General features: G+C 70.3%; 24 protein-coding genes and 2 pseudogenes. 15 read left to right on the top strand and 11 right to left on the bottom strand.

Going from position 1 to position 21,290, the window contains the following annotated elements; translation table 11 throughout:
* Positions 1 to 217: 217 nt before the first annotated feature.
* Positions 218 to 658 carry a methylmalonyl-CoA epimerase gene (gene mce / locus ACQY0Z_RS00295; RefSeq protein ID WP_031023179.1) on the bottom strand — a complete coding sequence of 147 codons (441 nt, stop codon included), beginning with the start codon at positions 656 to 658 and terminating at the stop codon, positions 218 to 220.
* A 147-nt stretch (positions 659 to 805) separates the two neighbouring features.
* On the opposite strand from mce, the gene ACQY0Z_RS00290 reads away from it, so the two are divergent.
* Positions 806 to 2,029, top strand: coding sequence for an acetyl-CoA C-acetyltransferase (locus tag ACQY0Z_RS00290; protein WP_189904652.1), 1,224 nt, complete (start codon positions 806 to 808; stop codon positions 2,027 to 2,029).
* Positions 2,030 to 2,069: 40 nt separating this feature from the next.
* A complete protein-coding gene (gene meaB, locus ACQY0Z_RS00285) occupies positions 2,070 to 3,026 on the top strand; it encodes a methylmalonyl Co-A mutase-associated GTPase MeaB (protein ID WP_189904650.1) in 957 nt (318 codons plus the stop codon).
* 99 nt (positions 3,027 to 3,125) lie between these two features.
* Here meaB and ACQY0Z_RS00280 read toward each other — a convergent pair whose 3' ends face one another.
* Positions 3,126 to 3,734, bottom strand: coding sequence for a PepSY domain-containing protein (locus tag ACQY0Z_RS00280; RefSeq protein ID WP_439811657.1), 609 nt, complete (start codon positions 3,732 to 3,734; stop codon positions 3,126 to 3,128).
* 121 nt (positions 3,735 to 3,855) lie between these two features.
* Between ACQY0Z_RS00280 and ACQY0Z_RS00275 the strand changes: the two genes are divergently transcribed.
* Both ACQY0Z_RS00275 and ACQY0Z_RS00270 read left to right on the top strand, forming a co-directional pair.
* Entirely contained in the window at positions 3,856 to 4,521 is a 666-nt protein-coding gene (locus ACQY0Z_RS00275) for a response regulator transcription factor (protein WP_189904647.1), read from the top strand.
* Complete coding sequence (locus ACQY0Z_RS00270) at positions 4,518 to 6,044, top strand: sensor histidine kinase (RefSeq protein ID WP_439811656.1); 1,527 nt, start codon at positions 4,518 to 4,520, stop codon at positions 6,042 to 6,044. Before ACQY0Z_RS00275 ends, ACQY0Z_RS00270 begins: the two co-directional genes overlap by 4 nt.
* Positions 6,045 to 6,069: 25 nt before the next feature.
* Here ACQY0Z_RS00270 and ACQY0Z_RS00265 read toward each other — a convergent pair whose 3' ends face one another.
* The 4 genes from ACQY0Z_RS00265 to ACQY0Z_RS00250 all read right to left on the bottom strand — a co-directional run bounded on the left by ACQY0Z_RS00265 (position 6,070) and on the right by ACQY0Z_RS00250 (position 8,725).
* Positions 6,070 to 6,546 (bottom strand): MarR family winged helix-turn-helix transcriptional regulator, encoded by a 477-nt coding sequence (locus ACQY0Z_RS00265; RefSeq protein WP_006130189.1) that lies wholly within the window; start codon positions 6,544 to 6,546, stop codon positions 6,070 to 6,072.
* A gap of 97 nt (positions 6,547 to 6,643) precedes the next feature.
* On the bottom strand, positions 6,644 to 7,444 hold the full coding sequence (locus tag ACQY0Z_RS00260; protein WP_189904643.1) for an AIM24 family protein: 801 nt from the start codon (positions 7,442 to 7,444) through the stop codon (positions 6,644 to 6,646).
* Entirely contained in the window at positions 7,441 to 8,091 is a 651-nt protein-coding gene (locus ACQY0Z_RS00255) for an AIM24 family protein (protein ID WP_189904641.1), read from the bottom strand. The genes ACQY0Z_RS00260 and ACQY0Z_RS00255 overlap by 4 nt, the downstream gene beginning before the upstream one ends.
* A gap of 1 nt (position 8,092) precedes the next feature.
* A complete protein-coding gene (locus tag ACQY0Z_RS00250) occupies positions 8,093 to 8,725 on the bottom strand; it encodes an AIM24 family protein (protein ID WP_189904731.1) in 633 nt (210 codons plus the stop codon).
* Positions 8,726 to 8,950: 225 nt separating this feature from the next.
* Here ACQY0Z_RS00250 and ACQY0Z_RS00245 point away from each other — a divergent pair, with 225 nt between their 5' ends.
* From ACQY0Z_RS00245 to ACQY0Z_RS00235, 3 genes and pseudogenes are all read left to right on the top strand, one after another.
* Complete coding sequence (locus tag ACQY0Z_RS00245; RefSeq protein WP_189904639.1) at positions 8,951 to 9,295, top strand: DUF3817 domain-containing protein; 345 nt, start codon at positions 8,951 to 8,953, stop codon at positions 9,293 to 9,295.
* Positions 9,292 to 9,585, top strand: a complete 294-nt coding sequence (locus ACQY0Z_RS00240) for an MTH1187 family thiamine-binding protein (protein WP_439811655.1) — start codon at positions 9,292 to 9,294, stop codon at positions 9,583 to 9,585. The genes ACQY0Z_RS00245 and ACQY0Z_RS00240 overlap by 4 nt, the downstream gene beginning before the upstream one ends.
* A gap of 53 nt (positions 9,586 to 9,638) precedes the next feature.
* Positions 9,639 to 10,508, top strand: a pseudogene (locus ACQY0Z_RS00235) (IS5 family transposase).
* A gap of 9 nt (positions 10,509 to 10,517) precedes the next feature.
* On the opposite strand, the gene ACQY0Z_RS00230 reads toward ACQY0Z_RS00235, so the two are convergent.
* Both ACQY0Z_RS00230 and ACQY0Z_RS00225 read right to left on the bottom strand, forming a co-directional pair.
* The gene (locus ACQY0Z_RS00230) at positions 10,518 to 10,748 is read right to left on the bottom strand and encodes an e9imm peptide (RefSeq protein ID WP_189904635.1); all 231 of its coding nucleotides are present in this window, start codon (positions 10,746 to 10,748) and stop codon (positions 10,518 to 10,520) included.
* 17 nt (positions 10,749 to 10,765) lie between these two features.
* A complete protein-coding gene (locus ACQY0Z_RS00225; RefSeq protein ID WP_347224357.1) occupies positions 10,766 to 11,095 on the bottom strand; it encodes a sulfatase in 330 nt (109 codons plus the stop codon).
* A gap of 131 nt (positions 11,096 to 11,226) precedes the next feature.
* Between ACQY0Z_RS00225 and ACQY0Z_RS00220 the strand changes: the two genes are divergently transcribed.
* The 4 genes from ACQY0Z_RS00220 (at position 11,227) to ACQY0Z_RS00205 (ending at position 14,223) form a co-directional block, all read left to right on the top strand.
* Positions 11,227 to 11,451: a GntR family transcriptional regulator gene (locus tag ACQY0Z_RS00220; protein ID WP_019524046.1), complete on the top strand. Its 225-nt coding sequence runs from the start codon at positions 11,227 to 11,229 to the stop codon at positions 11,449 to 11,451.
* Between the two features lie 101 nt (positions 11,452 to 11,552).
* A complete protein-coding gene (locus ACQY0Z_RS00215; RefSeq protein ID WP_019524045.1) occupies positions 11,553 to 12,062 on the top strand; it encodes a MarR family winged helix-turn-helix transcriptional regulator in 510 nt (169 codons plus the stop codon).
* Between the two features lie 43 nt (positions 12,063 to 12,105).
* Positions 12,106 to 12,438 (top strand): DUF3817 domain-containing protein, encoded by a 333-nt coding sequence (locus ACQY0Z_RS00210; RefSeq protein ID WP_189904629.1) that lies wholly within the window; start codon positions 12,106 to 12,108, stop codon positions 12,436 to 12,438.
* 84 nt (positions 12,439 to 12,522) lie between these two features.
* A complete protein-coding gene (locus ACQY0Z_RS00205) occupies positions 12,523 to 14,223 on the top strand; it encodes an acyl-CoA mutase large subunit family protein (RefSeq protein ID WP_254586937.1) in 1,701 nt (566 codons plus the stop codon).
* Positions 14,224 to 14,302: 79 nt separating this feature from the next.
* Here the strand turns inward: ACQY0Z_RS00205 and ACQY0Z_RS00200 are convergent.
* Together ACQY0Z_RS00200 and ACQY0Z_RS00195 are read right to left on the bottom strand one after the other, a co-directional pair.
* Positions 14,303 to 14,536, bottom strand: a pseudogene (locus ACQY0Z_RS00200) (SAM-dependent methyltransferase); the annotation flags it as partial.
* Positions 14,537 to 14,597: 61 nt separating this feature from the next.
* On the bottom strand, positions 14,598 to 15,218 hold the full coding sequence (locus ACQY0Z_RS00195) for a TetR/AcrR family transcriptional regulator (RefSeq protein WP_254586936.1): 621 nt from the start codon (positions 15,216 to 15,218) through the stop codon (positions 14,598 to 14,600).
* A 236-nt stretch (positions 15,219 to 15,454) separates the two neighbouring features.
* Between ACQY0Z_RS00195 and ACQY0Z_RS00190 the strand changes: the two genes are divergently transcribed.
* The 4 genes from ACQY0Z_RS00190 to ACQY0Z_RS00175 all read left to right on the top strand — a co-directional run bounded on the left by ACQY0Z_RS00190 (position 15,455) and on the right by ACQY0Z_RS00175 (position 19,707).
* A complete protein-coding gene (locus ACQY0Z_RS00190; RefSeq protein ID WP_347224354.1) occupies positions 15,455 to 16,429 on the top strand; it encodes a tetratricopeptide repeat protein in 975 nt (324 codons plus the stop codon).
* Between the two features lie 656 nt (positions 16,430 to 17,085).
* On the top strand, positions 17,086 to 17,721 hold the full coding sequence (locus ACQY0Z_RS00185; RefSeq protein ID WP_122213614.1) for a DUF6230 family protein: 636 nt from the start codon (positions 17,086 to 17,088) through the stop codon (positions 17,719 to 17,721).
* A gap of 116 nt (positions 17,722 to 17,837) precedes the next feature.
* Positions 17,838 to 18,407 (top strand): DUF6114 domain-containing protein, encoded by a 570-nt coding sequence (locus tag ACQY0Z_RS00180; protein ID WP_137210331.1) that lies wholly within the window; start codon positions 17,838 to 17,840, stop codon positions 18,405 to 18,407.
* Positions 18,397 to 19,707: a hypothetical protein gene (locus ACQY0Z_RS00175; RefSeq protein WP_439811654.1), complete on the top strand. Its 1,311-nt coding sequence runs from the start codon at positions 18,397 to 18,399 to the stop codon at positions 19,705 to 19,707. The genes ACQY0Z_RS00180 and ACQY0Z_RS00175 overlap by 11 nt, the downstream gene beginning before the upstream one ends.
* Positions 19,708 to 19,806: 99 nt before the next feature.
* Here ACQY0Z_RS00175 and pyk read toward each other — a convergent pair whose 3' ends face one another.
* Positions 19,807 to 21,234 (bottom strand): pyruvate kinase, encoded by a 1,428-nt coding sequence (pyk, locus tag ACQY0Z_RS00170; RefSeq protein ID WP_019524036.1) that lies wholly within the window; start codon positions 21,232 to 21,234, stop codon positions 19,807 to 19,809.
* Positions 21,235 to 21,290: the final 56 nt, after the last annotated feature.

Below are 21,290 nucleotides of genomic sequence, written 5' to 3'. Positions count from 1 at the left end.
CCATCCGTCCCCTGGTCGCAAGTCTGGCCGAGCCCCGCCCATCCCGAACGGAGCCCCCGGGGAATGGTGTCAGATCATCGGCGGAGCATGGGCTGCCGCCCCGCGCTCGCCCCCCGCCACCCGGCCCCGGCGATCCCGTCGCCGAACACGACGGGACTCGGTCACCACGCTTCGAGCGGCGACCAGACCCAACCCTACCGGCCCCTATGTACGTGGGTCAGTGCTCGGAGGACTCAACGGGCGCGGAAGTGACCAGTTCTGTCAGTACGCCGTGGCAGTCCTTCGGGTGCAGGAAGGTGATCCGTGACCCCATGGAACCGCGCCGGGGCTCTTCGTACAGAACGCGTACGCCCTTCTCCTTGATGTCCGCCGCCTCCGCGTCGACGTCCGCCGTACCGAAAGCGATGTGGTGGACGCCCTCGCCGTTCTTCGCGAGCCACTTGGCGACGGTGGAGTCCTCGCGGGTCGGCTCGAGGAGCTGCAGGTAGGAGGCGCCGCCGTCCGAGGTCTCGTTGATCTTCAGCATGGCCTCGCGCACGCCCTGCTCCTCGTTGACCTCCGAGTGGAACACCTCGAAGCCGTAGGTGGAGCGGTAGAACTCCACGGTCTTGTCGAGGTCGAAGCAGGCGATCCCGATGTGGTCGATTCGCGTCAGCATGGATTCAGTGCAGCGCCCCCGGGGCGGTTACGCAACGTGCGCGCGATCACACCGAAAGGCCGATGACGGGGTCACCCGCGCGTCAGTACATTCGAAGTAAACCCTCGTTCACTCCTCGGCTGTGCAGCCGGAAGGGGACCGCAGCTCATGACTTCTGCATCATCTGCATCATCCGCAACGAACGGCACGACGTCCGTCATCGTCGCGGGCGCCCGCACCCCCATGGGTCGGCTGCTCGGTTCGCTGAAGTCGTTCTCCGGAGCCGACCTCGGCGGCTTCGCGATCAAGGCCGCCCTCGACCGTGCGGGGATCGGCGGCGACCAGGTCCAGTACGTGATCATGGGCCAGGTGCTCCAGGCCGGGGCGGGGCAGATCCCGGCGCGCCAGGCGGCCGTGAAGGCCGGCATCCCGATGAACGTCCCGGCGCTCACCATCAACAAGGTGTGCCTCTCCGGCCTCGACGCGATCGCGCTGGCCGACCAGCTCATCCGCGCGGGCGAGTTCGACGTGGTCGTGGCCGGTGGCCAGGAGTCCATGACCAACGCCCCCCACCTGCTGCCGAAGTCCCGCGAGGGCTACAAGTACGGCGCGGTGCAGGTGCTCGACGCGATGGCGCACGACGGCCTGACCGACGCCTTCGAGAACATCGCCATGGGCGAGTCCACGGAGAAGCACAACACCCGCCTCGGCATCGGCCGCGCCGAGCAGGACGAGATCGCCGCCCTGTCCCACCAGCGGGCCGCCGCCGCGCAGAAGAACGGCGTCTTCGAGGCCGAGATCACCCCGGTCGAGATCCCGCAGCGCAAGGGCGACCCGGTGCTGTTCAGCAAGGACGAGGGCATCCGCGGCGACACCACCGCCGAGTCCCTCGGCAAGCTGCGCCCGGCGTTCGCCAAGGACGGCACCATCACCGCCGGCTCCTCCTCGCAGATCTCCGACGGCGCCGCCGCCGTGGTCGTGATGAGCAAGGCCAAGGCGCAGGAACTGGGCCTGGAGTGGATCGCCGAGATCGGCGCCCACGGCAACGTGGCCGGCCCCGACAACTCGCTGCAGTCGCAGCCGTCGAACGCCATCCTGCACGCCCTCAAGAAGGAGGGCCTGGAAGTGTCCGACCTCGACCTGGTCGAGATCAACGAGGCCTTCGCGGCGGTCGCCGTGCAGTCAATGAAGGACCTCGGTGTTTCCGCCGAAAAGGTGAACGTGAATGGTGGTGCCATCGCCCTCGGCCACCCGATCGGGATGTCCGGCGCGCGGCTGGTGCTGCACCTGGCGCTGGAGCTGAAGCGGCGCGGCGGCGGTGTCGGCGCCGCGGCGCTGTGCGGTGGCGGCGGCCAGGGTGACGCGCTGATCGTGCGGGTACCCAAGGCCTGACCCGGTTGTTGCCGACTTCCCTTACGTGAACGGAGCTGTGATGCAGGACGTCTCCACTCTGGTGGCCCAGGCCAGAGAGGGCAGGCCACGGGCCGTGGCCCGGCTGATCTCCCTGGTGGAGGGGGCGTCACCGCAGCTCAGGGAGGTCATGGCGGCCCTCGCGCCGCTCGCGGGCAACGCCTACGTGGTCGGCCTCACCGGGTCCCCGGGCGTCGGCAAGTCGACGTCCACCTCGGCCCTGGTGACCGCGTACCGCAAACAGGGCAAGCGGGTCGGCGTCCTGGCCGTCGACCCGTCCTCCCCCTTCTCCGGGGGCGCCCTGCTCGGCGACCGCGTCCGGATGTCGGAGCACGCCTCCGACCCGGGCGTCTACATCCGCTCCATGGCCACCCGCGGCCACCTCGGCGGCCTCGCCTGGGCCGCCCCGCAGGCCATCCGCGTCCTGGACGCGGCCGGCTGCGACGTGATCCTCGTCGAGACGGTCGGCGTCGGCCAGTCGGAGGTGGAGATCGCCTCCCAGGCCGACACCTCCGTGGTCCTCCTCGCCCCCGGCATGGGCGACGGAATCCAGGCCGCCAAGGCCGGAATCCTGGAGATCGGCGACGTCTACGTCGTCAACAAGGCCGACCGCGACGGCGCGGACGCCACCGCCCGCGAGCTGAACCACATGCTGGGCCTCGGCGAGTCCCGCGGCCCCGGCGACTGGCGCCCTCCGATCGTCAAGACGGTCGCCGCCCGCCAGGAGGGCGTCGACGAGGTCGTCGAGGCGCTGGAGAAGCACCGGGCGTGGATGGAGGAACGGGGAGTCCTCACGGAGCGTCGCCGCGCCCGCGCGGCGCACGAGGTCGAGACGATCGCGGTCACGGCGCTGCGCCGCCGCATCGGCGACCTCCACGGCGACCGTCGCCTGGGGGCGCTCGCGGAGCGGATCGTTTCGGGTCAGCTGGACCCGTACGGGGCGGCGGACGAACTGGTCGAGGGCCTGACGGGCAACTGACCCCCTTGTCGGCCCTGCGGGCCTGGTCCTCAAACGCCGGACGGGCTGCATACAGCCCCTCCGGCGTCTGAGGAGCGGGGTCCGGGGCGGAGCCCCGGGTCAGTCGTCGTCCCGGTCGGCCACGACCGCACCCGACCGCAGGTCCACCTTCCACTCCCGTTCCCCGCCGGAGGCGCGCGTCTCCGTGTCCCAGGCTCGGTCGTCGCCGTCGTCGTCCAGGTCCACGGAGACCACAGGGCCCTTGGACTCCGCGGCCCGCGCGGCCTGTTCGGCCGTCACGCTCGCGTTCTTGAGCGCGGCCCGCACCTCCGCCGTGTCGTCCTCGTCGTCCTGGTGGGCGCCCAGCACCTTCCCGGTGTCCGGGGCGATCCTGACGGTGTGCCAGGTGTCGCCCTTGGCGAGGACGTCGATCTCCCAGGAGCCGTCGTCCAGTTCGGCGGAGACGGCCGTGCCCGGGGTGTGGTCCAACGCGGCGGCGATGGCCTCGGCCGCGGTCACCTTGCCGGAGGCGGGGGCGGCGGCACCGATCCCGTCGTCGTCGCGGTCGTCGTCGCGGTCCTGCCTGTCGTCGCGGTCGTCCCTGTCGTCGTCCGTGCGCGTCACCGACGTCGTGTTCTCGTCGTCCCCCGCGACCGCCAGGGCCGTCGCCGTGCCCCCGCCCACCAGTGCCGCTGCCGTGACGACGGCGATCACGATGTTGCGCTTCATGTGCGTTCCTCCCGAGTCGGTGTGCTTCGCGCTGTACGACATCAATGTCGCCCACCGACGCTGAGCCGAAGCTGAAGCAGCCTGAAGTGATCTTCAGCTTCCCTTTGCGACCCTGGGTCCCATGCGACTCCTGATCGTCGAGGACGAAAAGCGCCTCGCCCTCTCCCTCGCCAAGGGACTCACCGCCGAGGGGTACGCCGTCGACGTCGTGCACGACGGCCGCGAGGGGCTGGACCGGGCCACGACCGAGCCGTACGACCTGGTGATCCTCGACATCATGCTGCCCGGCCTCAACGGCTACCGGGTGTGCGCCGCCCTGCGCGCCGCCGGGCACGACGTGCCGATCCTGATGCTCACCGCCAAGGACGGCGAGTACGACGAGGCCGAGGGCCTGGACACCGGCGCCGACGACTATCTGACCAAGCCGTTCTCGTACGTCGTGCTGGTCGCCCGGGTGAAGGCGCTGCTGCGTCGCCGGCGGGCCGCGGGCGCGTCCCCGGTCCATGTGCACGGCGACCTGAAGGTGGACACCGCCGCCCGCCGGGTGTGGCTCGGCGAGGAGGAGGCCGAGCTGACGGCAAAGGAGTTCTCGGTGCTGGAGCACCTGGTGCTGCGGGCCGGTGAGGTGGTGTCCAAGGCCGAGATCCTCGAGCACGTCTGGGACTTCGCGTACGAGGGCGACCCCAACATCGTCGAGGTCTACGTCAGCGCCCTGCGCCGCAAGCTCCGCGCGGACCTCATCCGCACGGTGCGCGGCGCCGGTTACCGGCTGGAGACCGCGCCGTGAGCCGGCTGTTCGGCTCGGTCCGCTCCCGGGCGACGCTCGGCGCCACCCTCGTCGTCGCCGTGGCCCTCGTCGCGGCCGGCACCGCACTCCTGCTGTCCCTGCGCGCCAACCTCACGAGCGAGGCGGGCACCCGGGCCGAGCGTTCCGCGCAGTCCGTCGCCTCCGAACTCGCCGCCCGCACACCCCTCGACAAGCTCTCCGGACTGGACGCCGAGGACACCCCCGTGCAGATCGTCGACGAGGACGGCGTCCTGCTCGCCGCCTCCGAGGACCTGGAGCGGATCAGCGGCACGGGCACCTCCGAGGTCACCCCCGCGCCGGAGCGGTCGGACGACGACGACCGCGACGATCGTGAAGACCGCGACGACCGTGAAGACCGCGACGACCGTGAAGACCGCGACGACCGTGAAGACGGCGACGACCGTGAAGACGGCGGCAGCGACGACGACCGGGACGACGAATCCCTCGACCCCGGCGAGATCTCCCCGGGCGCGAGCTTCACCAACGGCACGGCCACCATCGACGGCGACACCGAGGACTACCGCTTCGCCTCCGTGGACGTGGAGACCCCCGACGGAGGCCGCCTCACCGTCCACGCGGGCGCCCCGCTGGCCGCCGAGCACAGTGCCGTGGGCACCGCGCTGACCGCCATGCTCATCGGCTTCCCGCTGCTGCTCGGCGTCGTCGCCGCGGTGACCTGGCTGGTCACCGGGAGGGCGCTGCGCCCCGTCGAGGGAATCCGCCGCGAGATGGCCGCGATCACCGCCTCCGAGGACCTCCGCCGCCGCGTCCCCGAACCGGCCACGCACGACGAGGTCGCCCGCCTCGCCCGCACCACCAACGCCACGCTCGCCGCGCTGGAGTCCTCGGTGGAGCGGCAGCGCAGGTTCGTCGCCGACGCCTCGCACGAACTGCGCAGCCCCATCGCCTCGCTGCGCACCCAGCTGGAGGTCGCGGCCGCGCACCCCGAGCTGCTCGACCTGGACGGCGCCGTCGAGGACACCGTACGGCTGCAGAACCTCGCCGCCGATCTGCTGCTGCTCGCCCGGCTGGACGCGGGGGAGCGGCCCGCCGGCACCCGGGTGGACCTGGCCGCGCTGGCCCGCGAGGAGGCCGCGGGGCGGGAGCGCGTCACGGTGGAGGCGGAGCCCGTCGAGGTCTCCGGGTCACGCGGCCAGCTGGGGCGGGTGCTCGCCAACCTGCTGGACAACGCGGAGCGGCACGCCCGGGAGCGGATCACGGTGACCGTGCGCCGGGAGGGCGGCGAGGCCGTGCTGGGTGTCGCCGACGACGGCGAGGGGGTGGCCGAGGCCGACCGGGAGCGGATCTTCGAGCGGTTCGTACGGCTGGACGCGGCGCGCAGCCGGGACGACGGCGGTGCCGGTCTCGGCCTGGCCATCGCGCGGGACGTGGCCGTACGGCACGGGGGCACGCTCACCGCGGGCGCGGCGCCGGCGGGCGGGGCCCTCTTAGAACTCCGCCTGCCGCTCGCCGGCGCGGACCGCGGCACGCCCGGGGCCTAGAGGCAAGCCGTGAAGGGGGAGGACGTCAGAGTCGTCCCCGCTGCCCCCGCAGGTGCTCCGCGATGGGCTTGAGGGCCTTGTCGAGCTCGATCAGGGCCTCGGGGGAGAGCAGGTCGATGAAGTGCCGGCGCACCGACGCCACATGGTGCGGGGCGACCTTCTGCATCGTCTCCATGCCGTGGTCGGTGAGGACCGCGTAGAGTCCGCGGCGGTCCGACTCGCAGTTCTCCCGACGGACCAGGTGGGCGTTCTCCATCCGGGTGATCTGGTGGGAGAGCCGGCTCTTGGACTGCATCGTGGCGGAGGCGAGGTCGCTCATCCGCATCCGCCGGTCCTCCGACTCGGACAGGTTCACCAGGATCTCGTAGTCGTTCATTGTCAGGCCGAACGGCTGCAGATCCTTCTCGAGCTGGTAGGTCAGCAGCTTGTTGACCTCCAGGTGGGTGCGCCAGGCGCACTGCTCCGCATTGGTCAGCCAGCGGGTGGCCGTCTCGGTCTCCATGAATGAAGTCTACCTAAGGAAGTTGAAAGGCTAACTAATAGGGCTTCCGTGTGACATCGCGTGCAGACGTTCGATGTCACACCCCGCACACTACCGCTCACAGCCCGAAGCGACGCTGGAGGTCTCCCAGCTGTCCGGGAAGGCGCGGTCCGCCTGCGCCAGGTCCGGCCCCGCCCGGTCCGCCCCCGCCCGGCACCCCGGGCTGCTGCGGAGGCGCCCCCGTGGCCTGCTCCGTCATCAGCGCCTCGGACGACTGCAGCAGCACCGTGCCCGCGCCGACGAACTCCAACTGGTGCTCCTCGCCGGAGACCCCTCCGAGGCCCGTCATCGCACGTAGACCGCCCAGTACGCCGGTCAGGTAGCCATGGTCGTAGTGGTGGCACGGGGACGGGCAGTCCGCCCAGCCGACCAGCGCCTGCGGGTCGACCCTGATCGGCGGCTCCATGAACACCACCGGCCCGTTAGATGCCGCCACGAACTTCCCGGTTCCGATCAGTGTCAGAAAACCTGGCACGATCGACTGCTTCAGCGACAGACTTGGCTGAAAAGCGAGCAAGTTGCCCGAGCGAATGGTCAGATTGCCGTCGTCCAAGTCATACGAATTGACGTCGAAGGCCCGGTCGGCGAGCAGCATCTTGCCCGAGCCCTCCGCCACGACCCAGTCGCTCGCGTGCAGTGGCGAATGGAACGCCTTCCGGACAAGTCGGTCGAGTCGCCCGTGCCCGATGCCGTTGAACTCGATCGTGCCGTAGTAGGCGATCATCTTCCCCTTCTGCATGAACCACTGGCTCCCCTTGAGCTCCACGCAGAAGGTGTACGCGTCCACGTTGTCGTCGGACGGCAGCGTCATGGGGTCGAGGACCCGGGGCGCGGCGCCCGGCGTTCCGTACGTGCTCACAGCTTCTCCTCCGACGCCTGGACGTAGACCGCGCCGCTGCCGCTCAGCTCCAGCTGGAAGGCCTCCCCGGAGCCGCGCCCCACCATGTCCCGCCAGCCGAGCGCCGTCGACAGCTTGTTGCGCACGTCGCCGTGGTGGGCGACGTACGCCTGCGGGTCGACGTGCACCGGGCGCTGCGGGGTGATCGGCACCTCGATCACCCCTCCGTGCGCCATCACGGCGACCGCGCCGTGTCCCTTGAGCGTGGTGGTGAACAGGCCCTGACCGGAGACCTGGCCCCGGACCATGCCCATCACCCCGCCCTGCGAGCCGAGGAACACCGTGCCCTGCTCCAGCGTGCCCTCGAAGGCCAGCAGCCGGTCCGCCTCGACGTACAGGGTGTCCCCGGAGAGGTGGATCACCTGGACGTGGTGGCCGCCGTGCCCGAACAGCACGGTGCCGCTGCCCTCCACGGTCATCAGGGGCGTGTCCTCGTTCGCCACGCGCCGGCCGATCATCGACATCACCCCGCCCTGGCCGCCGCGCAGGTTGGGGGTGAAGCCGACCTCGCCCTTGTACGCGAGCATCGCGCCGCGCTGGCTGAACAGCCGCTGCCCCGGCGCGACGGTCGCCTCGACCATCTTGGAGTTGATCTCCCGGAAGCCCATGTCAGACGTCCCCCGCGATCGTGTTGCGCTCACTGGGCTGGACGTGGACCACCCCGTCGCCCTCGAAGCGGATCTGGAAGGCCTCGCCGCCGCCCTCGCCGATGAGCGTGCGGAACGTCACGCCGGACTGGAAGGACTGCCGCAGGTTGCCCTGGTGCGCGACATACGCGCCCGGGTCGACCGTCAGCGGGTACTGCGGGCTCACCCGCAGCAGCACGGCGGGGCCGTCCGACATGATCGCCGCCTGGCCGTGGCCCTCGATCGTGGTCGTGAACAGTCCGTTGCCCTGGGAGGCGCCGCGCAGACCGGTGAACGTGGTGCCCGTGCGCAGGCCGCCGTCGGTCGCCAGCAGGTTGCTGGACTCGACGTACAGCTTCTCCCCGTTCAGGGACACCAGGTTGATCTCCGAGGCGCGGTCGGCGAAGAAACAGGTGCCGTGCCCCTTCACCTCCATGAGCGTCATCTGCTCGCCCGTGAGCCGCCGGGTCACCATCCCCCGGATGCCCTCACCACCGCCCGTGAGCTTCTTGAAGGCCATCTGCCCGTCGTACGCGACCATGGAGCCGTTCTTCGCCTTGACGGCGTCCCCGGTCAGGTCGACGGCGAGCACCTTGCTGCTCTGAAGTCGGAACATCGCCACGTGTGCGACGGTAGCGGCCCTTTTGCCCCGCGCCCAGATCCTGAAGGAGGAGTCGCACCCTGATGCGGCCCTGATCCCCGGTCCTGGGCCCCGGCCCCGACCCCGCGCGGTGATCGCTCCCGGGGTTTGCCACAATGGACCCGCTTGTGCGCGCGTTCACAAGGCGCGCAGGCAGACAGCACCGTCGACGCCGACGTCTCTCCCTTCCGAAGGTGACCCGTGGACATCAAGACCGCCTCCGCACTCCGCCGCCTCCGCCTGGTCTCGGGCCCCGAAGCGATCTCGTTCCTGCTGCTGCTCGTCTGCTCGGTCCTGAAGCGGACGACGGAGTTCAACGCCGTGCCGGTCATGGGCGCGGTCCACGGCTTCCTCTTCGTCCTCTACGTGATCTTCTGGGCGGACGCCTGGAACCGCGCGAAGTGGTCGCTGGGGACGGCCGCCTACTACGCCGTCATGTCGGTCCTGCCCACCGGCGGCTTCTTCGCCGAGCGGCGGCTGAAGCGTGAGGCCGAGGACGCGGTGATCGCCTCCCGCGCTCGCAAGGAAGGGGTCGTGAACGCGTGATCGTCGCCTTTTCCGTGACGCCGCTGGGCGTCGGCGAGGACGTGGGGGAGTACGTCGCCGACGCCGTGCGGGTGGTCCGCGAGTCCGGGCTGCCGAACCGTACCGACGCGATGTTCACGTCGGTCGAGGGCGAGTGGGACGAGGTCATGGACGTGGTGAAGCGCGCCGTGGCCGCGGTGGAGGCGCGTGCGCCGCGCGTCTCGCTCGTGCTCAAGGCGGACATCCGTCCGGGTGTGGAGGACGGGCTGACGTCGAAGGTGGAGACCGTCGAACGGCACCTGGGCGATTAGGAGCTGTCCGGGCGATCATGTGACCGTCCCGTGCCTGGGTCGTAGTTGTGGGCGTGGGGCGGGGCGATCTCACGCATGCGGAGTGGGAACGGCCGCGGCCGTTCCTGCCGGTGAGCAATGGACGTTGTGGCCGGTGGCGGGGTCTTCCCGAGCGCTTCGGCCCGTGGAAGACCGTGTATGAACGCCACCGGCTGTGGTCCGCCGACGGGACGTGGGAACGTCTGCTGCATCAAGTCCAGGCCGCCGCCGACATCGCGGGTGAGATCGACTGGGACATCTCGATGGACTCCACCATCGTGCGGGCCCATCAGCACGCGGCCGGTGCCCGGACCGACCCGCCGCCGGCCCCCGCGTCAAAGGGGGCCGAAGCGGCAGAACACCAGGCCGAGCACCGTGGCAAAGCCTGCTCGCCCGGCTGGTGGAGGTGGTGCGGGAGGCGAGGGCCTAGGCCGCTCGCGGGGCGGGTTCACCAGCAAACTCCACCTGAGCGCGGACGGCCGCTGCCGCCCGCTGTCCTTGGTCGTCGCTGGCGGACAGCGGGCGGACTGCACCCAGTTCCAGACGGTGTTGGCAAAGGTCCGGGTCTGCGGGTCGGTTCGGGACGGCCCCGCACGAAGCCCGACAGCCTCGCGGCCGACAAGGGCTACGGCAACGGCCCGTGCCGCGAGTACCTGCGGCGCCGAGGCGTCCGGCACACGATCCCGGAGAAGACCGACAGCCAGGCTGCCCGCCTGCGCAAAGGCTCACGCGGCGGACGGCCACCCGGCTTCGACGAAGAGCGGTACAAGAAGCGCAACACCGTCGAACGAGCGATCAACAGGCTGAAGCAGTCCCGGGCCGTGGCCACTCGCTATGACAAGCGCGGCTACGTTTTCCTCGGCGCCGCAACCACCGCAGCTCTCCTCATCTGGCTTCGGGGCTGAGTCCCGACCTCACAAACCGATCGGCCGGTACGCCAGGGCCTGATCGACTACCTCATCAGCCGAAAGCTCCCGCTCCGGCGGCCAGAAGATCAAGTCGCTGACATAACCGGACGGGCATGCCAGGGCTCTGTCGAGCCGACCCAGCCAGCCGTCCACCTCGTCGTCCGAGGCGTAGTCCGCGTCCATGATCCGCTGCACGAGCACAGACGCCTCCGCGCGGCTCATCTCCCCAGCACTCATCAGGTCCCTCCGCCGAGTCACCCTAACGAGATCCTTGATCGCCCGGACAGCTCCTGGTCGAGGCTGGGGCCGTCCAGCCCCAGCCGCTCACCGCGTAGGACCGCGACCAGGGCCGCGTCTTCGGCGGAGTGCGCGACGAAGCGCAGGGCTGCCCTCAACTCGGCCGGTGTCGCCGCGGCCTCGTCGGCCAGGTCCCGTGCCCGGGCGGCGTCCGCTTGTGCGGTCTCGATCAGCTCGGTCTCCAAGGCGTCGGCCAGCCGGTTGACGAGCCCGTCGCCCGGCGGGACGAACGCGGGTCGATCGTCCTCTCGCCAGGGCAGGCGCCGTAGCCGGGTGGTGTCGGGCATGTCATCACTCCTCAACGGTGTGGCGGGCCAGGCGGTGGCCCCCGTACTCACGGGATACGCACAGTCACGACCTTACGCGGTTTCGCGGTTACGCGGTAGCTCGAATATGCATATCCGCGGAGGCTGGTGGCATGGAACTTGATCGCTCCGTCCCCGTGTGGCCGCAAGTGGCGGCCGACCTCCGTCGGCGCCTGGACGCCGGAGAGTGGGAGCCCGGGGAGCGCTTCCCGGGCACGGTCACGTTGGCGGCGGAGTACGGAGTGACGCAGTCGACGGTGCAGAAGGCTGTCGTGGCCCTTCGCGAAGAAGGGCGTCTGCGTACGGTTCTCGGTGCGGGCAGCTACGTTCAGCATTGACCGCCGTTGCCGCGGGTCGCGCCGTCAAGGATGTGCGTGCCCGCGGACCGAAGGGCGAGACAGGGCTGACCGGCATCTGACCCGCCGGTAGGGTCGGGAGCGTGCCCAAACCGCTCAGTCTCTCGTTCGATCCCATCGCCCGTGCCGACGAGCTCTGGAAGCAGCGCTGGGGAAACGTGCCGGCGATGGCCGCCATCACCTCGGTCATGCGCGCCCACCAGATCCTGCTGGCCGAGGTCGACGCGGTGGTCAAGCCCTACGGGCTCACGTTCGCGCGGTACGAGGCGCTGGTCCTGCTGACCTTCTCCAAGTCCGGTGAGCTGCCGATGTCCAAGATCGGCGAACGGCTGATGGTGCACCCGACGTCGGTGACCAACACCGTGGACCGGCTGGTCAGGTCGGGGCTGGTCGCCAAGCGCCCCAACCCCAACGACGGCCGCGGCACGCTGGCGTCCATCACGGACAAGGGTCGCGAGGTGGTCGAGTCGGCGACCCGCGACCTGATGGCGATGGACTTCGGCCTGAGCGCCTACGACGCGGAGGAGTGCGCGGAACTCTTCGCCATCCTCCGCCCCCTGCGGCTCGCGGCGGGGGACTTCCAGGAGGGGTGACCCTCCCGAAGATCGCCCGGAACGTGCCGTTACGCTCGATCGCATGAAGAAGAGCGTGCTGACCCGCTACCGGGTCATGGCCTACGTGACCGCTGTCATGCTGCTCGTGCTGTCCACCTGCATGGTGTTCAAGTACGGCTTCGGCAAGGGCGAGGACATCACGTTCGTCGTCTCCCAGGCTCACGGCTTCCTGTACATCATCTACCTGATCTTCGCGTTCGACCTCGGCTCCAAGGCCAGGTGGTCGTTCGGCAAGCTGCTGTGGGTGCTGCTGTCCGGGACGATCCCCTTCGCCGCCTTCTTCGTCGAGCGCAAGGTGACGGAGCAGGTGGAGCCCCTCGTGGAGGGCTCCGAGCCGGCCGTCGCCAAGGCCTGACGCCCCGCGTCCCACCGCCGTACGGTCGAGCGTGCGGCGGTCTCCCATCGACATTTACTTGGACGTCCTAGTAAATTCGAAGGTATGGACGCTGACGCCATCGAGGAGGGCCGCCGTCGCTGGCAGGCCCGGTACGACGCCGCGCGCAAGCGCGACGCAGACTTCACCACGCTTTCCGGGGACCCCGTGGAGCCGGTGTACGGGCCGCGGCCCGGGGACCGCTACGACGGGTTCGAGCGGATCGGCTGGCCGGGGGAGTACCCGTTCACCCGGGGGCTGTACCCGACCGGCTACCGGGGGCGGACGTGGACCATCCGGCAGTTCGCCGGGTTCGGGAACGCCGAGCAGACCAACGAGCGGTACAAGATGATCCTCGGCAACGGCGGAGGCGGCCTGTCCGTCGCCTTCGACATGCCGACGCTCATGGGCCGCGACTCCGACGACCCCCGCTCGCTGGGCGAGGTCGGCCACTGCGGGGTGGCCATCGACTCGGCGGCCGACATGGAGGTCCTGTTCAAGGACATCCCCCTCGGTGACGTCACCACCTCGATGACCATCAGCGGGCCCGCCGTGCCCGTCTTCTGCATGTACCTCGTCGCCGCCGAGCGCCAGGGCGTCGACCTCGGCGTGCTCAACGGCACGCTGCAGACGGACATCTTCAAGGAGTACATCGCGCAGAAGGAGTGGCTCTTCCAGCCCGAGCCGCACCTGCGCCTCATCGGCGACCTGATGGAGTACACCAGCGCGCGCATCCCCGCGTACAAGCCGCTGTCGGTCTCCGGCTACCACATCCGCGAGGCGGGCTCGACGGCCGCGCAGGAGCTGGCGTACACGCTCGCGGACGGCTTCGGGTACGTCGAGCTGGGGCTCAGCCGCGGCCTCGACGTGGACGTCTTCGCGCCCGGCCTCTCCTTCTTCTTCGACGCGCACGTCGACTTCTTCGAGGAGATCGCCAAGTTCCGCGCCGCTCGCCGCATCTGGGCCCGCTGGATGCGGGACGTCTACGGCGCCGAGAGCGAGAAGGCGCAGTGGCTGCGGTTCCACACCCAGACCGCCGGCGTCTCGCTCACCGCGCAGCAGCCGTACAACAACGTCGTCCGCACCGCCGTCGAGGCGCTCGCCGCGGTGCTCGGCGGGACCAACTCGCTGCACACCAACGCCCTCGACGAGACCCTCGCGCTGCCCAGCGAGCAGGCCGCCGAGATCGCCCTGCGTACCCAGCAGGTGCTGATGGAGGAGACCGGCGTCGCCAACGTCGCCGACCCGCTGGGCGGTTCCTGGTACGTCGAGCAGCTCACCGACCGCATCGAGGCGGACGCCGAGAAGATCTTCGAGCAGATCAAGGAGCGGGGACTGCGGGCCCACCCGGACGGGCAGCACCCCATCGGGCCGATCACCTCCGGCATCCTGCGTGGCATCGAGGACGGCTGGTTCACCGGCGAGATCGCCGAGTCGGCCTTCCGCTACCAGCAGGCGCTGGAGAAGGGCGACAAGAAGGTCGTCGGCGTCAACGTCCACACCGGCTCCGTCACCGGCGACCTGGAGATCCTCCGGGTCAGCCACGAGGTGGAGCGCGAGCAGGTACGGCTGCTCGGCGAGCGCAAGGCCGCCCGCGACGACGCCAAGGTGCGCGGCACGCTGGACGCGATGGTCGAGGCGGCCCGCTCCGGCGCGAACATGATCGAGCCGATGCTCGACGCCGTCCGAGCCGAGGCCACGCTGGGCGAGATCTGCGACGCCCTGCGCGACGAGTGGGGCGTCTACACGGAGCCCGCCGGCTTCTGAATCCGGGCCCCCGGCACCACCACCCCGCCCCGGCAGGCCCCGTGCCCGCCGGGGCGCGGTGCGTCCACGGCTTGCGGGCGACCGCGCCGTACAGCGAGATGACCGCGTCATCGTCGACGGCCTCCCCGACCGCGAGTTCCGGGTGCCAGTCGGTCAGCTGGACCAGCCCCGGTTCGACCGGCTCGAGCCCCTCGAAGAAGCGGGCGATCTCCGCGCGGGAGCGGGGCGCCAGGGTGACGCCGCCAGCCCGGTACATCTCCACCCAGCGGGCCACCGCCTCCGGGTCGAAGTCCGCCGTGAGCTGCGACAGCACCAGGTGGGTGCGGGCGATGTGCCGCGCGCCGCCGACCGTGACCTGTTCCTACGGGAGACGCTCAGCGTGCGCTCGCCGCCAGGCCCGACAGCAGCACCCGGGTCAGCCCGTGCACCCACTCCTCGTCGGCCGGCTGGTTGCTGACCAGGGTCCGGTGCACCACCGAGCCCGCCACCATGTCGAAGATCAGGTCCACCGCGCGGTCCGCGCGGTCCGCGTCGGCCTCCGGGGGGAGTTCGCCCCGCTCCTGGGCGCGGGCGCGGCCCGCGATCACCAGCCGTTTCTGCCGGTCGACGATCGACGCGCGGATCCGCTCGCGCAGCGCCTCGTCGCGGGTGGCCTCGGCGACCACCGCCATCAGCCCGCTGCGGGCCTCGGGGCGGGCCAGGATCGCCGCGAACTGCAGCACCACGCCCTCGATGTCGGCGGCCAGCGAACCCCGGTCGGGCAGCGTCAGCTCGTCAAACAGTTCGGCGACGGCGTCCACGACCAGCTCGTTCTTGCCCGCCCAGCGCCGGTACAGCGTCGTCTTGGCCACCCCCGCGCGCACCGCGACGTCCGAGAGCGTGAGCTTGGACCACCCCAGGTCCACCAGCGCCTGCCTTGTCGCGGCGAGGATCGCGGTGTCGGCCGCGGCGCTGCGCGGGCGGCCGGTGCGACTGGCTGGATGGCGGCGCTGCATGGCACGACCATAACCGGCAGAAACCGTGCGGTGGTGAGGGAGATCACCGGGAACCGTTGCCGCGCACCCGCCCCTTGCCATTACGCTACGACTCGTAGCGAAAGCACGTGAGCACCTGACGTGCCCGAGCGACGACCACCGCGCCGGGTGGGGACCCGGCGCACCAGCACCACACGTACGCCTGTGTTTCCCGGGCGCTTTTCACACTCACGCGGAGTACGGGGGAGGATAGACGCATGCAGCCACGGAACATGTCCATGAGCGGAGTCGTCGACCTCGCCGCGGTGAAGGCGGCCCAGGAGGCCAAGGCGAAGGCGGAGCAGGCGCGCGCCGAGGCGGCCCGTACGGGCGGCACCGGCGCCGTCTCGCCCGCCGATCTCGTCATCGACGTCGACGAGGCCGGCTTCGACCGCGACGTCCTGCAGCGTTCCACCGAGGTTCCGGTCGTCATCGACTTCTGGGCCGAGTGGTGCGAGCCCTGCAAGCAGCTGAGCCCCGTCCTCGAGCGGCTCGCCGTCGAATACAACGGCCGTTTCCTCCTCGCCAAGATCGATGTCGACGCCAACCAGATGCTGATGCAGCAGTTCGGCATCCAGGGCATCCCCGCCGTCTTCGCGGTGGTGGCCGGACAGGCCCTGCCGCTCTTCCAGGGCGCCGCGGGCGAGGCGCAGATCCGCCAGACCCTGGACCAGCTGGTGCAGGTCGCCGAGCAGCGTTTCGGCCTGACCGGCCTCACCGTCGACCCGGAGGCCGAGCCGGGCGGCGCCCCGGCGGCCGCCGAGACCCCCGCCGGCCCGTACGACTCCCTCCTGGAGGCCGCCGCCCGCGCGCTGGACGGCAACGACCTGGACGGCGCCGTGCAGGCGTACAAGAACGTGCTCGCCCAGGACCCGGCCAACCCCGAGGCCAAGTTGGGCCTCGCCCAGGCCGAACTGCTGCGCCGCGTACGGGACATGGACCCGCAGCAGGTGCGCAAGGATGCCGCCGAGAAGCCGGGCGACGTGGAGGCGCAGATCGCCGCCGCCGACCTGGACCTGGCGGGCGGTCATGTCGAGGACGCCTTCGGCCGGCTGGTCGACACCGTGGCCCGCACGGCGGGCGACGACCGGGAGGCCGCGCGCGTGCGGCTGCTGGAGCTGTTCGACGTGGTCGGCGCCGACCACCCCGCCGTGGTGACCGCGCGCCGGGCCCTGGCCCGCGCCCTGTTCTGAACGAGTCCCGCCCGGGCGCCCGTTCTGCCGCTTTCGCCCGCTAAGGCGGCGGACGGGGCTCGAGGTGCGGACCGGCCGTCAGAGGCCGAAGCGGCCGCGCTTTGCCAAATCTTGGCAATCGCGGCCGCTGTTACTGCGAGTAAGTCGCAGGCGCTGATCTGTCGGATTCTGTCCACTGATCAACTGTTTTGTACACCCCCATCGATGCACCCAGCGTCGCCGCTCGGGTCCATGGGGTCGCGCCACGGTTATCCGGCCGTTACTAGCCAGTAACGAACCCCCTTGTGCGGGCGGCCGGAATGCACCACGATCGGCCACGCTCGGTCCATCACCCGTACCCCGACAGCCGGTCGGGCCGCGGGAACTCCTGGGTCCCCACCGAGCAGGAGCGCCGGCAATGACGTCGCTCCTTGGACAGGGGGGTCTTCGCCCGCCCGGCGAAGCCTGTCCAGCAGGGTTGTGCGTGATGCGTGTCAGGCGCGACCAGTGGTTGTCGCTCGGGGGTGAACGCCGGTGATTCGGGCGCGTACCTCGCGTCGCCGAATGCGGGCGCTCTCCTTCCCGAGGACGTAGCACTTCTCCCATCCCTGCCCGACTCGGCCGCCGGTCAAGGCGGCGAGCCAGGACAGGAGATGTACGTCCGAGAAGGAGGAAATATGGAGTCCCAGGTGCGTGGCGGGACCAGATGGAAGCGGTTCGCTGTGGTCATGGTGCCCAGCGTGGCCGCCACGGCTTGCATAGGTGTCGCTCTCGCGCAGGGCGCCCTCGCGGCGTCGTTCAGCGTTTCCGGCCAGTCGTTCAAGGTCACCACGAAGGAGCTCGTCGGCGAGGGCTTCTCGCAGTACGGCGCTCTGGACGAGGGTTACACCCTCGACGGCAAGAAGACGGCTCACCCCGTCGCGGTCTCGGCGTTCAAGTCCGCGACCATCAAGAGCCTGTGCCAGTCGGTCGTGACCCCGAACATTCCGGTGCTCGGGAACGTCAGCCTGATCCTGCGCGCCGGTGACGGCGCTCAGCCGGTCGAGGCCAAGAACCTGTACATCGACGTCGCCGACCTGAACGCCGATGCGACGTTCACGAACATCGACATCGGTGTTGCCGCCAAGGACGCCACCAAGGGTCCGGGCATGAAGGGCGGCGGCGAGCAGGCCAACCCCTTCGGGTTCGCGCAGCAGGCCGACAAGGCCGTGCTGAAGGACGTGAAGCAGACGGCGTGGGCGACCACCGCCGGAACCTTCAAGCTCAGCGGCCTGAAGATGTCGCTCTCGACGGGCGTCAAGGAGTGCTACTAAGCACTCGCTGACGGGCGGGGGAGCCGGTGGCGCCCCCGCCCGTCCACCTTCCCGCCGCGCTTTCACGCGCGGCGCACATCACCACCACAGCAACGCCATCCAGGGAGCTGTTTTCCATGAGCGCCGAGACTCCTGCCGCCTCCGGCCAGTTCATCCGCCGACGGCTGCAGTTCCGCGCCTGGCGTGGCCAGCGGCCCTTCTGGGCCGGTCTGTTCATCATCATCGGCGGACTCCCCATCGCCTACTTCCCGTACGCGAACCTGCAGATCGGTCACCTGACCCTGGCGATGGCGACCACCGCGGGCGCCGGGTCCCTGATCATCGGCGTGCTGCTCGTCGTCCTCGGCGTCAGCCTCTGGTTCCAGAAGCACATCCGCGTCTTCGCGGGTGTCGCGGCGATTCTGCTGGCGTTGGTGTCCATCCCCGTGTCGAACCTCGGCGGCTTCCTCATCGGCTTCCTCTTCGCCCTCGTGGGCGGGGCGATGGCCGTGTCCTGGGTGCCGGGCGAGCCGCCCGAGCAGGAGCTGCGGGCGGACGCGGGCGTGCACGGCGGCGCACCCGAGAGCGCCTTCCCCGAATCCACGGTCTCCGGCCCCGCAGAGGGCGCCGCGGCGACGGGTGAGCCGAACGATCTGTCAGGAACGAGCCCGGCGAACGGGGCGAACGGGAGGCACAGTGCCGGCTGACGAGGTGACCCACGGGGCTGATGTGGAGGCGTCCCGTGTGAGAACCGGGCCGCGACACGCGGCACCCAAGAAGCCGCTGTTCACCAGGTTCCACATGCCCGCGGGCAAGGCGATAGCCATAGCGGCGATGCCGACCGCGGTCCTGATGGGGATGGGCTTCACCCCGACGCTCGCCCAGGCCGACGACCAGCCGTCGTCGCGGAGTCTCACGGCCGACGAGTTCAAGGAGTGCCTGGAGGCCATCGAGGAGGCGGAGAAGGCGGAGAAGGGGGACGCGAGCGCGTCGCCCACGCCGTCCGCCACCGAGAGCGCCTCGGAGGACGAGAAGGAGCCCTCGGCGGACCCGACCACGGCTCCCGCCCAGGAGGCCCCGGAGGAGGACGCGGACAAGGGATCGGACTCTTCGCCGGATTCAGGTTCCGACGACAAGGCCGAGCCCACGCCCTCGCCCTCCGCGACCGCGGGCGGACAGGCGGCGGACACCGAGCCCGCTCCGTCCCCGTCGCAGACCGACAAGAACCTGCTGGAGGAGATCGGGGACGCCATCAAGGACGTCTTCACCCCCGGCGAGAAGGCGGAGGAGACCCCCAGTCCCAGCCCGTCCGCCTCAGCGTCGTCGTCCGCCCCCGCAGGGGAGACGGAGGAGAAGGGCGAGGAGGCCCCGCAGAAGCCCGCGGAGAAGGACGCCGGGGATGTCCTCGACGAGGTCGGCGACGCGGCGCAGGACGCCACGGAGCAGGCCGAGGAGGCCGCGGAGGAGGCGACGGAGAAGCCCGAGGCCACCCCCTCGCCCAGCGCCTCCGAGTCGTCCGGGATGGCCCTGGAGGACTGCCCGGTCGCCACCGACGACGAGGGCGGGGTCGACAACAAGGTCCCGCTGCCCGACGACCCGTGGTTCCTGAACGCCAGCTCGCTGCTGCTGAAGGGCGCCGACTACAAGGGCATCGTCGAGGTGCGGACCGCCAACGGCACCAAGAAGAAGGTGCTGAAGTACGTGGTCTCCGACGGCACCGACATCGGCGACCTGCACCAGACGGTCAAGGACAAGCAGAGCGGCAAGACGTACCACGTCCAGGCCGCCAAGGGTTCGACGTCGACCATCCGCGACGGCGACACCGTGATGTACACCGAGAGCATCTCCGGCAACCTGCTGGGCCTGATCCCGGTGACGTTCGATCCGGAGAACCCGCCGCCGCTGAACATCCCGCTGATCTACTTCACCAAGGTCACGGTCCAGCAGGCCGGCCAGTTCGGCGGCACCCTGCACGTCCCGGGCCTCCACCAGTACGTCACCGACTGAGCGTCACCGGACCGCACCAGGACCACCCCGGGAGCCGCGACACCGAGGGCGCCCCCTGTTCGCAGGGGGCGCCCTCGGGCGTCGGACCGGTGTGCCGGGTCAGGCGGTCGCCTCGCCCAGGTGGTGGACGCGGACCATGTTCGTGGTGCCGGGGACGCCGGGCGGGGAGCCGGCGGTGATGACCACGATGTCGCCCTCGTTGAAGCGGCTCAGGCGGACCAGTTCCTGGTCCACCAGCGCGACCATCTCGTCGGTGCTGTTCACGAACGGCACCACGTACGGCTCCACGCCCCAGCTCAGCGTGAGCTGGTTACGGGTCGACTCGTCCGTGGTGAACGCCAGGATCGGCTGCGCGACGCGGTAACGGCACAGGCGGCGGGCCGTGTCGCCGGACTGGGTGAAGGCCACCAGGCCCTTGCCGCCGAGGAAGTCGGCGATCTCGCAGGCCGCGCGGGCCACCGAACCGCCCTGCGTGCGCGGCTTCTTGCCCGGCACCAGCGGCTGCAGGCCCTTGGACAGCAGCTCCTGCTCGGCCGCCTGGACGATCTTCGACATCGTCCGGACCGTCTCGATCGGGTACGCGCCGACCGAGGACTCCGCCGACAGCATGACCGCGTCCGCGCCGTCGAGGATCGCGTTGGCCACGTCGGAGGCCTCGGCGCGGGTCGGACGGGAGTTGGTGATCATCGACTCCATCATCTGGGTCGCCACGATCACCGGCTTGGCGTTGCGCCGGCACAGCTCGATCAGGCGCTTCTGCACCATGGGGACCTTCTCGAGCGGGTACTCGACCGCCAGGTCGCCGCGCGCGACCATCACGCCGTCGAACGCCATCACGACGTCCTCCATGTTCTCCACCGCCTGCGGCTTCTCCACCTTGGCGATGACGGGGACGCGGCGGCCCTCCTCGTCCATCACGCGGTGGACGTCGGCGACGTCCTTCGCGTCCCGGACGAAGGACAGGGCGACCAGGTCGCAGCCCATCCGCAGGGCGAACCGCAGGTCCTCGACGTCCTTCTCGGACAGCGCGGGGACGTTCACGGCCGTGCCGGGCAGGTTGATGCCCTTGTGGTCGGAGATGACGCCGCCCTCGATGACGATCGTCCTCACCCGGGTGCCCTCGACGTCCAGCACCTTCAGCTCGACGTTGCCGTCGTTGATGAGGATCTGGTCGCCGCGGGAGACGTCGCCCGGGAGGCCCTTGTAGGTGGTCCCGCAGATAGTCTTGTCACCGGGGACGTCCTCGGTGGTGATGGTGAACTCGTCACCGCGCACCAGCTCGACGGGGCCCTCGGCGAAGGTCTCCAGCCGGATCTTGGGGCCCTGGAGGTCGGCGAGGACGCCGACGGCCCTGCCGGTCTCCTTGGAGGCGGCCCGGACCCGGTCGTACCGGCCCTGGTGCTCGGCGTGGGAGCCGTGGCTGAAGTTGAAGCGGGCCACGTTCATGCCGGCTTCGATCAGAGTGACGAGCTGCTCATGGGAGTCGACCGCGGGGCCGAGAGTACAGACGATTTTCGAACGGCGCATGGGGCGATCCTATCGGTTTGTTTCGCTCCGGAATATTCCGTCTGGCGGAATGTACA

The organism is Streptomyces sp. P9-2 (assembly GCF_051903975.1).
In the GTDB taxonomy this organism is placed as follows: Bacteria; Actinomycetota; Actinomycetes; order Streptomycetales; family Streptomycetaceae; genus Streptomyces; species Streptomyces cellulosae.
The sequence above is the reverse complement of the archived record's forward strand: the minus strand, read 5'-3'. Positions and strand labels throughout refer to the sequence as shown.

Excerpts from the sequence above, each read along its gene's own strand:
- meaB (WP_189904650.1), top strand. The coding sequence starts at position 2,070 with ATGCAGGACGTCTCCACTCTGGTGGCCCAGGCCAGAGAGGGCAGGCCA.
- ACQY0Z_RS00275 (WP_189904647.1), top strand. The coding sequence starts at position 3,856 with ATGCGACTCCTGATCGTCGAGGACGAAAAGCGCCTCGCCCTCTCCCTC.
- ACQY0Z_RS00195 (WP_254586936.1), bottom strand. The coding sequence starts at position 15,218 with ATGCAGCGCCGCCATCCAGCCAGTCGCACCGGCCGCCCGCGCAGCGCC.
- ACQY0Z_RS00205 (WP_254586937.1), top strand. The coding sequence starts at position 12,523 with ATGGACGCTGACGCCATCGAGGAGGGCCGCCGTCGCTGGCAGGCCCGG.
- ACQY0Z_RS00220 (WP_019524046.1), top strand. The coding sequence starts at position 11,227 with ATGGAACTTGATCGCTCCGTCCCCGTGTGGCCGCAAGTGGCGGCCGAC.
- ACQY0Z_RS00230 (WP_189904635.1), bottom strand. The coding sequence starts at position 10,748 with ATGAGTGCTGGGGAGATGAGCCGCGCGGAGGCGTCTGTGCTCGTGCAG.
- ACQY0Z_RS00225 (WP_347224357.1), bottom strand. The coding sequence starts at position 11,095 with ATGCCCGACACCACCCGGCTACGGCGCCTGCCCTGGCGAGAGGACGAT.
- ACQY0Z_RS00190 (WP_347224354.1), top strand. The coding sequence starts at position 15,455 with ATGCAGCCACGGAACATGTCCATGAGCGGAGTCGTCGACCTCGCCGCG.
- ACQY0Z_RS00290 (WP_189904652.1), top strand. The coding sequence starts at position 806 with ATGACTTCTGCATCATCTGCATCATCCGCAACGAACGGCACGACGTCC.
- ACQY0Z_RS00265 (WP_006130189.1), bottom strand. The coding sequence starts at position 6,546 with ATGGAGACCGAGACGGCCACCCGCTGGCTGACCAATGCGGAGCAGTGC.
- ACQY0Z_RS00280 (WP_439811657.1), bottom strand. The coding sequence starts at position 3,734 with ATGAAGCGCAACATCGTGATCGCCGTCGTCACGGCAGCGGCACTGGTG.
- mce (WP_031023179.1), bottom strand. The coding sequence starts at position 658 with ATGCTGACGCGAATCGACCACATCGGGATCGCCTGCTTCGACCTCGAC.
- pyk (WP_019524036.1), bottom strand. The coding sequence starts at position 21,234 with ATGCGCCGTTCGAAAATCGTCTGTACTCTCGGCCCCGCGGTCGACTCC.
- ACQY0Z_RS00210 (WP_189904629.1), top strand. The coding sequence starts at position 12,106 with ATGAAGAAGAGCGTGCTGACCCGCTACCGGGTCATGGCCTACGTGACC.
- ACQY0Z_RS00185 (WP_122213614.1), top strand. The coding sequence starts at position 17,086 with ATGGAGTCCCAGGTGCGTGGCGGGACCAGATGGAAGCGGTTCGCTGTG.
- ACQY0Z_RS00180 (WP_137210331.1), top strand. The coding sequence starts at position 17,838 with ATGAGCGCCGAGACTCCTGCCGCCTCCGGCCAGTTCATCCGCCGACGG.
- ACQY0Z_RS00255 (WP_189904641.1), bottom strand. The coding sequence starts at position 8,091 with ATGGGCTTCCGGGAGATCAACTCCAAGATGGTCGAGGCGACCGTCGCG.
- ACQY0Z_RS00250 (WP_189904731.1), bottom strand. The coding sequence starts at position 8,725 with ATGTTCCGACTTCAGAGCAGCAAGGTGCTCGCCGTCGACCTGACCGGG.